This window comes from Anaerotignum lactatifermentans (assembly GCF_014982935.1).
Classification (GTDB): domain Bacteria; phylum Bacillota; class Clostridia; order Lachnospirales; family Anaerotignaceae; genus Anaerotignum; species Anaerotignum lactatifermentans.
Window position 1 is genome coordinate 33,286 of record NZ_JADCKK010000008.1, and the last position, 13,829, is coordinate 47,114.

Here is a 13,829-nt window from a genome sequence, read left to right on the forward strand (position 1 = left end):
TTCTGTCAGGAGGTCATGGCTATTCACAGATGCTTGTGAATTGACAAAATTGCTGGAAATCTATCCATTCTGGTTTTCATGAGGTTGTTTTTATGGAGAGAGGTAGATATGAAAATCGAGATGCTTTCTATCAGTAGGAACTGATTTCCACCCTTACACCAAAGCAATTCTTTGCCCTAATGTCTCACGACTATGATACCGGTTTTGCTGCTGGCAAAGCTTCTGCCCAGAAGGAGATTCTCTGTATGATGGCAGCGGATGGGATGTCCATTGAGAAGATTGCTTTATTACTTCATATCGATGTGGAAATGGTTCGAGAGATTATTGCTGCCAAACAATCACATATTGAGAAATGCAGAAAGAAACTTGAACAGGTGGTGAAACCATGAAAGATCTTAACCAATATGGAAATCGTCGAAATGAAGAATGGGAAATTTTGCCCTGGATACCTGATCCACGCCCACCTTTCAAAATATGGGTGAAGCCAGAGCAGATTGAGCCATTCTTTCTCATACCTCATCACCCTTATGCGATTTCTCTTCTTCTAAAAATCAGTGATAAATTTAGGATAGAACAGTTCAGTCGGTTGGGATTGACAGGTAGTAGCAAGGACTGGGAACAGCTTGTCAGAGGTGTGATTCGAGAGTTTGAGGAAAACAATAGTGGTGTAGATTTGTTTCACTTCGATTCCGACGAAGATGTGTTTTGCGTGTATTCCCAATATATTGACGATTTAATGATGCTGGCTAAAATGATTCGAGCTGCCTGCGATGATGAAAGAACTATGAAGATATATCTTGGTATAAATGAGGTAAAGGAACTAGTCACGCAAACTGGGATTATAATAAAATGCTGCAAAACAGAAATTATATTTTTAGATATGCAATCATTGGTTCCTTTTTCTGTATTGAAGATTCCATCCGAATTTTCTTCTACTGCAGTCGCATTCTATGATTTGATTGTGGAATATGACCAGCCCGTAGCCTTACTTGGGTGCCAGGGAAATTATGATATTGCTATACAGTTGGATGAAAAAAGTGGCACCATGACTGGATGGCATTGGTTTAAATGAGGGAAATACTATGACAGAGTATATAAAACTATTTTGGAAGGATGCACCAGAGGGAGAACCACCTATCATTCTCTATGAAGTTGACACAGAAAACGAGCGTCTGGCACTCCGTTCCATTGATATTTTTGCAGACAGACATACGAAAAATATTGCTGATCTCTATGACGGTGTGATAGAGATCATGCCCATTCCTACCGTGGAAGAATTTAATACACATATATGGGGCGAGGAGTTCTATGCCTGTATCATAGAGCAGGCTGAATTTGAGGCTATCTGGGAGAGACGCTTTTATGACGGAGTACTTAGAGAAAGGTGGAATAACAATGGCTGAGATCAATCGTATCTGGCTCAATGTGAATACAGACAACAACAAAATTACACTATTTGGTCGTCCCCGTGTATCCATCCATGTGGATGAGTACATTTGGAGTTTGATCGAAGAAAATATCGTGAAACCCCATAAGATCATGCGCAGCGAAAAGCAGAGGTATCTGCTGAAAATTGCTTTTCAACGATTTGATCCTGTTCGGCACAAATATTATCCGCTTTCCCCGTATAACGGGCAGCTTCGGGAAGACGTCACGCCGAATAGCACAAACGGATGGTATCTCCGTGAGGACTTTGCAGACGCTGAGGAACGCACCACCTGGTTCTCTCCCGACAAAATCTGGACAAGCTGCGGCAATAAGGTTCTGGATGTCAATATTGATGCCGCTAATGTGAGCGAGAACATCACCCCCAGAGAATACGCAGATTTTCTGTTTGATGGAATTGGGGCAGCATTGGTATTTAACTTCAAGAGGCTCAAAAGAGAAGAGTTTGATGGGCTGAAATCCAAGATCGACTGGAGCATTGTGGAAAGTTTCCCTTTTCCTGCATCTTTTGATGATCAGCAATATATTGGGGACGAGGGCAAGATTCATGTATATTCCTGGGATGGCAGACAGGAAACGACTCTTGTGGGTCCTTATTCAGTACGAGAATTGTACTTGGAGCATTTTGGAGAATAGTGAGGAGAAATCTGATGAAATAGACAGATATTTATACTGAGGCTTTGATTTGTCTGAAGTCAATTCTACAGGCAGACCACCCGGAATTCAAAAATTGGATTGACTGGCTGGAGCGAGATATTCAGGACTGGACTCAGCATCGTGAGGTAGCCCATCATCTTCGAGCATATGGAGGGATGGGATCTTTCGATGACCTGCCCAGTATGCGTGGAGATCACGACTATATTTTCGGTTTTCTCAAGTCATTTTGTTATGCTTTTGGTCATCTTTATGGCAAAAGGGCAGGAATTTCTCCAGAGATATTGATGAAAGAGTGTCTCCATGATATTGGGCAGGCAGTCTACTACCCCCATAAAGAACTGAATCGAGCCATTATAAACCATTTACGGCAGGGAGATTTGCAAGAAAATTTGGATAAAATGTGAGGTGAGTATATGCCAAAGGGTGTACGAGAGTGTCTGCTGGAGCAGGCAAAAAAATTTCATAAATGGCAGGAAACTACTTATCCCGGAATAACTACTGAGGAGATTGGCGGCGAATGGGAAGTCGATTATCCAGACTGGAATGACGCTTACTATGCTTTTTGTCATGTGCTTAATAAAATGGATGCAGAAACAGCAGACGACATTCTATTGAATGAGATGCTTTACTTGATCGCAAGGGATAACGAAGGTGAAAGCCTTATATACGAAACTACTCTGCATGCGAACTGGTTTGAAAGCCTTTGTCGGTTTGCTGTAACATCCAATGAGAACGAGGCAAAATGGCAATTTGCCGCCTACTTACCTGAATGTGAATGTAGCCAAGAAGTAAAAGACTTCATCTTGGATTTTGCAAATGATCCTCATGAATACGTAAGCAGGCGAGCGCTTATGGCAATGCCAGGTTTGCGTCCTGATTGTGTGGAGAAATTTGCCACGCTGTTCTGGAAACGAGATTGTTATACAGCTGAACTGCAACAATACCAGCGTATTGCAGTTCTCTTCTCATTGGATTCTATTCATTCCAGTTTGCTGCCGCAATATTTAGAATGGGCGAAAAAGGATGGTCGAAGATATCTGATGGAATATGCAAAAGAAATAGAAAGAAGACTTGCTTTGAATGAAAAACTATTTCGTGCCAAATTTGATCAAATGGAAACTACCGAGAAGCAGGCGTTGATGGAGAGTCTGGCTGCTCGTTATGATATAACTTTTCTTGGTCTACATACATTTGAACGATGGGGTCAGAGCTGCACCACTGGAATATTCCAGAAAGACAGCCGAGAGTTTGTTTTTGTTCCCGGTGATACTGTCACACTGGGGTGGGAACAGTATGCCGTAGGACTGAATCAGGATAGCCAAGAAGAACTGAACTATTTGCTTCAGGAGTGGGAGATGGAGTGCGATCCGAATGAGATGATTCGGGGAAGTATGGCTTTCGTTCGGCAAGTAACCATTAGCCCCATGTTGGTTGGACGGAAGCTGGAAGAATTATGCTGGGAGCCAGTCAAAATGGACGATCCCAGATTGACCGCTCATCCTGACTGGCTGAAAAATTTCCGTGATTTTGTATGGAGCGACCTTGACAGTCTTACCATACATCAGTCAGTGCGCATGGAACGAACAGAACAGGACTTTCAGATTTGGCTTTATAACCCAATGGATTATGACTCTCTTCTGGAGCAACTAGAAAAGCAGGGGCTCTCGCTGCCTACAGCAGATGAATGGGCTTATTTATGTGGTGGTGGAAGTCGAACCCTGTTTCCTTGGGGAGATGGGCTGGACTACTCTATGCACTTGCACCATTTTGAAAGCCCGGAAGAGGAGGATAAACCCTTCGATATGGAAGAACCGAACTTCTTTGGACTATCCATTGCATATGATCCATATATGCGGGAAGTGGTGAAAGCTGATGCGTTTACTACCTGTGGCGGTGATGGCGGACGTAATATCTGTGGTGGTTTGGGGATGTTCTTGGGGTTTCTTCCTTGTTCGCCACATTGTAAACCAGAAGTCCATGAGGAACATAGACTGAATGGTGATTACGACTTTTACAGACCTGTTGTCCATATAGAGATGGAGTGATAATCGGAGCGTGAACAGTGAGGGATAGGGATGAAAGAGAAGAATTATGATTTAACAAAAATCAGCAAATATATTAGTTTGATTTTACGGCATAAGCCAGAGGTCATTGGAATTCAACTGGATGCCAACGGCTGGGCGAATGTGGAAGAACTTTTAGCAGGTATTGGCAGAAAATATTCCATTGATTTTGAGGTTTTGGAGGAAATTGTAAGAACAGACAACAAACAGAGGTATTCCTTTAATGAAGACAAAACCAAGATTCGAGCAAATCAAGGACATTCCATTCAGGTTGATGTGGAGCTGTCTGTAACGGAGCCGCCGGAAATCTTGTATCATGGGACAGCGGAACGGTTTTCTGCTTCCATTGAGGCAAAAGGGTTACTTCCCGGAAACCGATTATATGTTCATTTGTCTCCTGATATGGAAACAGCAGAAAAAGTAGGACGCAGACATGGAAAACCAGTTATTTATCTGGTCAATGCTGGGCAAATGCGACAAGAGGGATACACTTTTCTTCTATCCGCCAATGGCGTATGGCTGACAAAGATGGTTCCTGCACAATATCTGAAAAGGTTAGGAGAATAAACATTATACGACTCGTATTTCAAGTTGATCTATGTCTGGAGATTGAAAAATTTAATTATGATAGAAGGCAACTTTTGAAAATACAAAATCGAAATAAATTCTTAAAGATAATGGTAAAACGAGGAAGATGCGTATGGGTAAAGAATTAGAATTATATAAAGCATTTATTGATGGTCTTGTGGAACAAAAGGATAGCGTGACAGCAAAATGGGTTTTAGAAGGCAGTTTTCCTCATACAGAGGACAATCAGGCAAAAAATAAATTCCTTTCTTCTTTGACACTTGAACAAAAAAGTATGTTGGCAGAGATGCTTCAGGAAGAACATATTGCTGGAATCCATGATACGCTGGCGTATATCAATGAAATGATGGATTTGGATGGATTAGAACTTCATCAGGATGGAGAATCTTATCCCAATGATGCTTTTGAAAGCCTGCATTATGATTTTATCAGCAGATGCGAGGGAGACCGATGGCCGGAATAAATTTTATGATTTGAACGGAGCTTGTGATAGCAGAATTGGAGGTGCAGCAGATGTACATCAGCAAATACTGGGGAAACTTTATTGGAGGTTCCGATGACAGTCTGAACCTTGTGGTGTTTTTAGAAGACCAAAAGAAAGAGGAAATCTCTCTCAGCGAGATTTTTGCCAAGATTGGTCTGGATAAGCAAAATTGGGATTTCCGACAAACAATAGAATATCTTGAGTTTACCCATTCCAACGGCGTAGACATGGATTTTCATTTTGCCATTGATGTCATCACGGATCTGGCAGCCATTTTGTTGGAATGTTATGTGAATGGCAGCGTAAACCTGCACGATTTGGATGAGTACAATACGCCTTCACGCTGTATACGAATTACTGCCACACCAGAAGAACACAACGCCATGGACAGAACTCTTGCGGACTTTGCCCAAAATCCTCTGTCCTATGACCTTCATGAAATGATGGATGACGAGGAGATTCAAGAAATGGCTCGAGATGTGGAGGCACTGCGTAAAGAACTTTATGAGTCTGCTGGTCGTAATCGCAACTACTATGTGAAGGCAGAGGACATGAAGAGTTTACTCCCTGACTGGGATGGAGCCAATGGATGCATTGCCACTAACCGTATTACAGTGGAAGGCTGTAAGGTTGGTTACTGCTACCGAGAGAAGCCAGATGGCGACTGGGACAGCGGTTGGCGTTTTACTGCCGGTGATGAAAGTGATGCCTATATGGATGATCCAAATAATTCCGGCATTTACGGATTGAATACCATTTGTAATGACGATCCAGATATCATTTCTTTACTAAAATCACCGTATAACTCTGCTTTCGAGAGAGATGAAAACGGTATGCTCCAGCAAATCGAAGACTGGAAACCTGATGAGGACGAGGAGGACTCGGATATGGATATTTTAGAACAATGCCAGAAGTGGCATGAAAGCGACAAACACCAGAAGATTATTGACGCACTGGAGATCATCCCTGCCGAGGAGCGTACGCCGGAAATCGATATGGAGCTGGCACGAGCTTACAACAATTTGGGCGATCCTGATAATCCGGAGGGCAGAAAGCTGCTTCATCAGGCACTAGAACTGATGCAGTCCCACGAGGAAGAACTGGGAGACACTTATTCATGGAACTTCCGCATGGGGTATGCCTATTTTTATCTGGAACAGGAAGGTCGTGCTCTGCGATATTTTGAAAAAGCTCTGGAACTGCATCCAGGTGATGATCCTAAGCTCAACACCCGACAGGACATTGAGGAATTGATCGACTGGTGTCAAAAGCGTATTTCTATGCCTCAGTTTAGTGAGTGCTTCCGAGAGCGAACAGAGATCTGGTGGGAAACCTTTGCCGAAATGGAAGCTCAGTTGCGCCAGATGATAGACGATGACAAGGATCATATCCATGGCGCAGAACTCGTGGCTCAAATGCAGGAAACCCTGAATCTGGTTTTTGACGAAATTTCCTTTGAGATGGGCTTCAATGGCGAAAAGCATGAACTAATCCTAACCCCGGAAGGCGACAAGGTAAAACTATTTGAACTGGTCTACTTCCAGAAACACGCACCAAAAGAGATATTGGAGCATTGGAATATTCTGGTGGGACGCCAGAGCGTGGAAAACATTGGTCTGCGTACAGGTGAATGGTATATTTCCGGCGATGATGTGCAGATTTGGTTAGAGGAGATTGGTGAAAATCGTTTTGCTTTGGAAACCTATTGTGAAAAACTGCTGCCAATGCTTGCGGAAGAAGAAGGTCGTGTATGGTGGATGCTGACTACGCTGACGGATCAGGTGTTGGGTGAAATTCCAAATATGAGATACATAGAAGCTTTTGATATACTGACGGAACCAAAAGAGGAGCCTGCCGAACTGCTTTCCCGTCTGCCGGACATACTGAAAGAAAAAAGCTTAGACCTTTCCACAGACCCGGAAAGCTATTTGGAAACCTATATGGGATACAGCATGGAACCAAGTGAAGATCCAGAGGCAGATTGGAGACTGGATACCATTGCCGGCTCTACTTGCTGTGCAGCACTTATCAATAGTTACCTAAACAATGATAACGATTATATGGACGATCTTCATGCTGATGGTGCAGTGGCAGGCTTTTTCTGCTATCCGCTGGATACACTTCGTGAGGAAGAAGGTAGTCAGAAGATTTTTGATTTTCGAGATCAGTTGGAGGGAGTATTTACTACCGATGAAGGAAGTGAAGTGCTTACTTTGACTGGCGGCGCCACAGGTATTTACTGCGGTTACGTAGATTTTATTGCGTGGGATATTCGTACCGCACTGCAAATGGCAAAGGAATTTTTTGTGGATACAGATTTGCCTTGGGCAAGTTTCCATACATTCCGCAGAGAGGCATCCAATGTGTATCTGAAACAGACCGAAAATGATGATCTAGATTCCAAGGAGAGAGTTGAAGAATTGGAAGAAACATTGACGGGAATGGATTATATCCCTTATACACCGGAAAATGCGGAAGCATTTTATCAGCAATTAGAGCAGTGGAATGATGAGGACGAGTATACTCGTTGCATTCAGGCGTTGAATGCCATTCCAGAGGAATGGTGGAATTACCGCATTGCCTATGCCATGGCACGGGCACTGGAAAACTACGCTATCATCGGAGATCACGATGAGGGAACACCAAATTACAAGGGAGACAAGGCTCTGCTGCGTGCCATTGATGTGCTGGAATCTGTTCGAGAAGAAGGTCAAGACAAAGCAGAATGGAATATGCGTATGGCTTATGCTTATCAATATCTTTATGGACAGGAAGAAAAAGCTATCCATTATGCACAGCGCTGGGCAGAATTAGATCCAGAAGATACGGATGCGCCTTTGGTAATACAGGAATGCCAGAAAGAAATTGCCAGATGTACCGAGGAAGAAGCGGATGAGGAAAACGACGGAGATCATAAAGGTGTTTTCACTGGCTTTGTCCTTTTGTCTAAAGGAAAGTGGGACAAGCAGCAGTTTATTCAGGACATGAAGGAAAAATGGAACATTACCGTGGATGAACATGACGCAAGCGAGGATAAGAGTGACGATGCCTTAGTGTTTGAAGTGGGAGATATGCTTGCTGCTGTTAGCCTTGCAACCTATCCGATTCCCAACGGCGAAGCGGAAATAAATGCGGAAAACAACTATATGTGGGATGATGCAGTAAAGATAGCAAAAGAACATTGTGCCCATATTATGGTAGCAGTTTTGGGAAAAGAGGAAGATTTGCTGGAAAAAGGTAAGTTGTTCACTAAACTGGTAGCTGCTTGCTGCCGCCAGAAATACGCAACAGGGGTTTATACCAGCGGTGTTGTATTTGAACCTCGTTTCTATGAGGGTTTTGCTGATATGCTGCAAAATGATGAACTGCCAATCTTTAACTGGATTTGGTTTGGACTGTACCGTGATGAAAATGGTATGAACGCTTACACTTATGGAATGGACGTATTCGGCAAGGATGAGATGGAAGTGCTGGGTACTGATGCTGAACCGAGTGATTTGCGAGACTTCCTGGCAAGCCTTGTGTCTTATGTTCTGGAGAATGATGTGGAACTTCATGATGGAGAAACCATTGGTTTTTCTGCTGGGGATAAACGTACCATTACCCGCAGTCCAGGCGTATCTTTGCCAGAAGAACAGATGACGCTGAAAATCTCTTGGAAATCAACAGATAATGACCCAGATGGTGACGGTGAGGACAATTCAGATAAAGATGTATCTTTTAGTGAACCGGCAGTCTACACTGAGGATGAGATGAAAGTCATCGAAAATCATATCCAGCAGTATTTCGGTCAGTTTGAAAATGTGTTCCATGAGTTAGCTTCACCTGACATACATGTGGATATCTGTGTTGTTCCTCCTTCTGAAGAAAGAGATTACTACACACTAGTTACTATGGGTATGGGTGCTCACCGAATGAATGTGCCAGAGGAACTTACGGAATACAAGCTGGAGCGAGCAGAGCTTGCCATTGCATTGCCAAAAAACTGGAAAATAAAAAAAGAGAATTTCGAAGATGAGAAGTGGTACTGGCCGATACGTTTGCTGAAAACACTGGCTCGCCTGCCCATTGCCAGTGACACCTGGTTGGGATTTGGACATACCATGGATTATGAGGAGAATTTTGCAGAAAATACAAATCTCTGTGCCGCTATGCTGACTGCTCCTCAGGGTACAGAGGATGGCAGCGAGGTTTGCATCCTGCCTAGTGGCGAAGAAGTTAACTTCTATCAGGTAATTCCTCTCTATCGTGATGAATTGGAGTACAAGCTTGCCAATGAAGCAGACGCTTTGTTGGACAAAATGGAGGGCATCAGCTTTGTAGTAAAACCTGATCGTCAGAATGCCATTACAAGAGGCACATTGGGCAGTGTTGAGGATGGCGACGGCGTTGATGAGATGGACGATGCCATTTGGCATCTGGAAACTATAGAGGAAAAAGAACTGCCGGTGGATGAAATCAACGCCTACAACCATATGGCAATTTATCTGCGTTGGTGTATGGAGCATGATCTAATGGCCGAAGGCTTTATAGAGGAATACGGTGATGTGGTACAGAAGGTCAAAGATGATGTTGAAAGTGTGGATCTGAGGGTATTTATTCGAGATGAACTGGAAGGACAGCTCTTTGGGTCATTGTTCAACCAAAAAGGCCTGGCTTTTGCTTCCTACTACTACGGTGAAAATGACAGCCCTTATTTCCCAAGTGATATCGACAACTACGCTATTGGCATCATTGGCCAGGAATGTAACTATTCCGATGAAATTCAAGATGAAGCATATCTGTTCATTCCTTTTGATGAGGAATATTATCAAGCTATGGCAAAGGTGATTGAGAAACGCTTTATGAACTGGCAAGGACAGGACTTCAACGAGGATACATTGGAGCCTTCTGAAGTGGCTCAGGCAATCATGGAATATCTGGACTGTGAATGTACTTACTTCCCATCTATGAAAGATGATGATCCTATTACGGCGGCTTACAGTTATGCTAAGCGAGACAGCACCCAGAAAGGCTTTGTGCCGGTACTCATCAAGGCGGATGACGAAACGCTGTTGGAGTGTATGGTGATGAATGCCGATCCTGAGAATGATGCGGACTTTTACGAATTTGACCTCAAAACCGTAACGGAGTATCGAAAGAAGATGCTCTCCACCTCCATCAAAGACGGAAAGGCAGTTTTGGAGGAAATGATTGGACTTCGAAAAGAAGAAGCTGACGATGATGATATGGATTGGGAAGAAGAAATACTAGGAAAAATGGAAAATGGATACGAAAATAACCGTTTTTCTAGCTTCTGGGAATATGATACAGACATGACATATCCTATGATTTTAGCTAAAATTCCAGTAAAACATCCTTGGGAAATCTTTGCATACTTGCCTTTTGGAAACTGGAATGAATGCTCAGATACACCAGAACTTATGGCGGTGGCGAAATACTGGTTTGAGCAGTATGGAGCTGTACCTGCTGTTCTGACACATGACGTACTGGAATTTGATCTTCCGGCTGCTATTTCAAAAGAATGTGCAATGGAAGTGGCTTTGGAACAATATGGTTTTTGCCCAGATATAGTGGATCAAGGACCAGAAGATGCTACGGTAGGCTCATTGGCAGATGTATTGCGACAGTCTAAGGTCTGGTATTTCTGGTGGGATTGAAAGGAGATAAAATATGCTGCATATCAATGACATTTTAGACCCTGACTTTGATTGGGATGGAATTGAAATTACAGAAGAAGAATTTGACGAATTAAGCACGGAACTGGTGATTGACTATCTGAAGAAGCACAATCCAAAAGAAAGACAAATGCTTGCATTGTGCTGGAATTTTGATAATTCAAAAGAAGTTATTCAATGGATTGTAGATCAGCCAGATACAGATAAAGGAACGATTTTACTCTTATATTGGTATATGCAACCTGGTTTCTATAAGAAATTTGCTGACAGAGAGGAATGTGAAGCAGAAGCTTTTTGGGCATTGGAAGATTATGATATCATTCAAACAATTGAAAAAAATTACCTTTCTAGTTTTTATAGAAACCAAAAATACGCTTTTGATCCTGCAAACGATGAATATAGTGATCATTATGATTGGACTTCTGCGTACGAGGAAGAAGAAGCAAAAGTAAAAATACCAAAGGAATTGTTTTTGGCTCTAGAAGGAGAACGGATTGAAAATCCCCAATGGGAAGAAGGTATACCAACAGAAATTTCTGATATTATGGACAAGCTTTGTGATGTTTGTGAAGAATGATTCCTTTGAAATGGGGTGGAAGTATGAATGAGTATCAAGAAAAATATGTCGCATTAAAAAAGCAGTTTGAACAATCAAAGGGCGATTCTTTCAGTGTGACTGCTCTTTATGATTTCAAGGAAAGTTTGGAAGAAAGTGAAGCAATTGCTGCAAAAGAAGTTCTGGTAAATGTATATGATCTTTTGAACTATAAAAAAGATGCCTATGATTTATTATCCAGTATTGGTGATCTTTCAGATGTCAAAATCAAAAAACGCTTGGGAAAAATGAAAGAATATGCAGAAAACTGGAGAAACAATTTTGCAATTCCCAAACCCAAAACAGAAGAAGATATTCAGAAAGAAAAAGAAATGCTGGCAGAACTGGGAATACCAACATTCAAATACCACCCCGATCCGTTAAATACTGGAGCATTTGAGATATCAGAGGAGGGTGTTGTCTGTGACTGCTGTGGAAAGGTAACACACATTTATTATGAAGCACCATTCTATGCTGTGGATGACATTGATTATCTGTGTCCAGCTTGTATCGCCAGCGGAAAAGCAGCTGAAAAGTTTGATGGCAGCTTTCAGGATGATTATTCCGTGGATGATGGTGTGAAGGATGCCAAAAACTGGACGAACTCATTCATCGTACACCTGGTTACTGTGGCTGGCAGCAGGAATACTGGCGTGCCCATTGCGGGGACTTCTGTGCTTATTTGGGCAGAGTAGGTGCTATGGAATTGCAGGCATTAGATGTCATGGATGAAGTACTGGATGACCCCATGTGGGATGATGAGCAGAAAGAAATGATCGAGAACACTGTCAATGGCGGTCATTTGCAGTGCTATTTGTTCCAATGCCTGCATTGTGGAAAGCACTTGGTCTGGATGGATTTTGATTGATAAGTATTCAAAAGGTGGGATACATGCGATGAAAACCAAAACACTAACCATTCAACTGAATCAAGATCAACTTCCCGTCCTGCCAGCTGAGCCGGGCGCTCATCTTACCTTCACTATTCATAATAATGGTAATGAGTTAGAACTGGTGGGTAACAAAGCGGGGCTGCTCCTACTGGCAAAAGCGGCTCTAGGTATGGCGGAAACTATTCGCAAGGATGGTTTCCACATCCATCTGGATGACCTATATAGTATCAATTCCGACAGAAAGAGCATCCTGATTCGAAGGGAGGAAAATCAAAATTATGATTGAGAAAACCTTTGTCAACCCTGCCACGACCAAACAGTGGCGAATCGAAATGGACGATCTAACCATACGAACCTGCTTAAATGGTGGAAAGGTCAAAGAAATACTCTGTGATTCCAGCTTTCAGGCAAAAAGTAAAGCAGCAAGTGCCATGATGGGGCAGATGCGGAAAGGATTTATCTATCAAAAGCCAAACGCTGCTTTTGGCGAAGCTAAGTGCCACAGATATATTGGAAAAGACAGCAACGGTTTTATGCCTCTTGCTGCTACTTCTGCAAGAGATGATTTTTTCCTTACTAGAGTCGTAGGTGATTTTGAAGATGAGCTTCTCTATCATTTTGATGAGAATGGAGATATTCTTGAAACAATTTCACTTGGAGCAAAAAGAATGACTTATGAGCAGATTCTTTGCTCAAATAATACGCTGTTGTTGAATAACAGCTATCTGATCGAGCTGTTCACCCTTGATACACATAAAATCACATCCTTTGCTAATAAGAAAAATAGCATGAAGACGATGTTGGATGTTAGTGGTGGCTTGGCTTTATGGTATACAGGAGAAGAAATCGTTGTCTTTGACTTTGACAGCAATACTGAAGTTTGGCGTGAAGTTGTGAAATGCAAGAAATCGAAAGATCCCAATTTTGTTTATTACTGCTTTGGTATTCTCTCGCCAGAGCAGACGAAGATGGCTTACCGAACCACGGAGGAAGAGTATATCATCGTTGATTTTCAGTCCGGAAAGAAAATCGTGATAAAAAATGATGGATTCCATCCATTCTTTTCTCCTGATGCCCAATATTTTTCTGTAGGCGGCAAATGCTACGTAAGCCAAACAGGAGAAGAAACTGTTAATCCTTTTCCGTTTGTAGTAAGGCAAGGGCTGAGTTATACTGATACCTGTACTGTGCGTATATGTGGTAATTTAATGGCAGTTCAGCAGGAGCATGGCAATTCTGTCATAGAACTTTGGGATTACAATAGCAGAGATTTGTTGGTATCTATTGATGATCCGTTTGTGGTGAAACACACCAATTTTTATTTTACAAAGAATAATTTGGTTTTGCATACAGATTACGGAGCCATGAGCATTTATTCCTGTACTATGTAAAATAGAATCAAAACGACTAATTAGGAGGATACGAT

14 protein-coding genes are annotated in these 13,829 nt (G+C 42.3%); all 14 read left to right on the forward strand.

Annotated features, from left to right (window positions below):
- The first annotated feature begins 245 nt into the window (after nucleotides 1–245).
- The 14 genes from INF29_RS14665 (at nucleotide 246) to INF29_RS03495 (ending at nucleotide 13,794) form a co-directional block, all read left to right on the forward strand.
- A complete protein-coding gene (locus INF29_RS14665; protein WP_243184079.1) occupies nucleotides 246–389 on the forward strand; it encodes a hypothetical protein in 144 nt (47 codons plus the stop codon).
- On the forward strand, nucleotides 386–1,072 hold the full coding sequence (locus tag INF29_RS15290) for an Imm51 family immunity protein (protein ID WP_243184080.1): 687 nt from the start codon (nucleotides 386–388) through the stop codon (nucleotides 1,070–1,072). The genes INF29_RS14665 and INF29_RS15290 overlap by 4 nt, the downstream gene beginning before the upstream one ends.
- 10 nt (nucleotides 1,073–1,082) lie before the next feature.
- Entirely contained in the window at nucleotides 1,083–1,403 is a 321-nt protein-coding gene (locus INF29_RS03445) for a DUF6881 domain-containing protein (RefSeq protein ID WP_193484638.1), read from the forward strand.
- Entirely contained in the window at nucleotides 1,396–2,082 is a 687-nt protein-coding gene (locus INF29_RS03450; RefSeq protein WP_193484640.1) for a hypothetical protein, read from the forward strand. The genes INF29_RS03445 and INF29_RS03450 overlap by 8 nt, the downstream gene beginning before the upstream one ends.
- 44 nt (nucleotides 2,083–2,126) lie before the next feature.
- Complete coding sequence (locus INF29_RS03455) at nucleotides 2,127–2,507, forward strand: DUF6966 domain-containing protein (protein WP_243184081.1); 381 nt, start codon at nucleotides 2,127–2,129, stop codon at nucleotides 2,505–2,507.
- A 9-nt stretch (nucleotides 2,508–2,516) separates the two neighbouring features.
- Nucleotides 2,517–4,148, forward strand: a complete 1,632-nt coding sequence (locus INF29_RS15460) for a hypothetical protein (protein ID WP_193484642.1) — start codon at nucleotides 2,517–2,519, stop codon at nucleotides 4,146–4,148.
- Between the two features lie 30 nt (nucleotides 4,149–4,178).
- Entirely contained in the window at nucleotides 4,179–4,733 is a 555-nt protein-coding gene (locus INF29_RS03465) for an RNA 2'-phosphotransferase (RefSeq protein WP_193484644.1), read from the forward strand.
- Nucleotides 4,734–4,866: 133 nt separating this feature from the next.
- Nucleotides 4,867–5,217, forward strand: a complete 351-nt coding sequence (locus INF29_RS03470) for a DUF6547 family protein (protein ID WP_193484646.1) — start codon at nucleotides 4,867–4,869, stop codon at nucleotides 5,215–5,217.
- A gap of 50 nt (nucleotides 5,218–5,267) precedes the next feature.
- Entirely contained in the window at nucleotides 5,268–10,898 is a 5,631-nt protein-coding gene (locus INF29_RS03475) for an immunity protein Imm33 domain-containing protein (RefSeq protein ID WP_193484648.1), read from the forward strand.
- Between the two features lie 13 nt (nucleotides 10,899–10,911).
- Entirely contained in the window at nucleotides 10,912–11,493 is a 582-nt protein-coding gene (locus INF29_RS03480) for a DUF4274 domain-containing protein (RefSeq protein ID WP_193484650.1), read from the forward strand.
- A 23-nt stretch (nucleotides 11,494–11,516) separates the two neighbouring features.
- Nucleotides 11,517–12,206: a CbrC family protein gene (locus tag INF29_RS14900; protein WP_272872624.1), complete on the forward strand. Its 690-nt coding sequence runs from the start codon at nucleotides 11,517–11,519 to the stop codon at nucleotides 12,204–12,206.
- Nucleotides 12,119–12,379, forward strand: coding sequence for a CbrC family protein (locus INF29_RS15465; protein WP_330608263.1), 261 nt, complete (start codon nucleotides 12,119–12,121; stop codon nucleotides 12,377–12,379). The genes INF29_RS14900 and INF29_RS15465 overlap by 88 nt, the downstream gene beginning before the upstream one ends.
- 28 nt (nucleotides 12,380–12,407) lie before the next feature.
- Nucleotides 12,408–12,689, forward strand: coding sequence for an Imm32 family immunity protein (locus INF29_RS03490; protein WP_193484652.1), 282 nt, complete (start codon nucleotides 12,408–12,410; stop codon nucleotides 12,687–12,689).
- The gene (locus INF29_RS03495) at nucleotides 12,682–13,794 is read left to right on the forward strand and encodes a hypothetical protein (RefSeq protein WP_193484654.1); all 1,113 of its coding nucleotides are present in this window, start codon (nucleotides 12,682–12,684) and stop codon (nucleotides 13,792–13,794) included. The genes INF29_RS03490 and INF29_RS03495 overlap by 8 nt, the downstream gene beginning before the upstream one ends.
- Nucleotides 13,795–13,829: the final 35 nt, after the last annotated feature.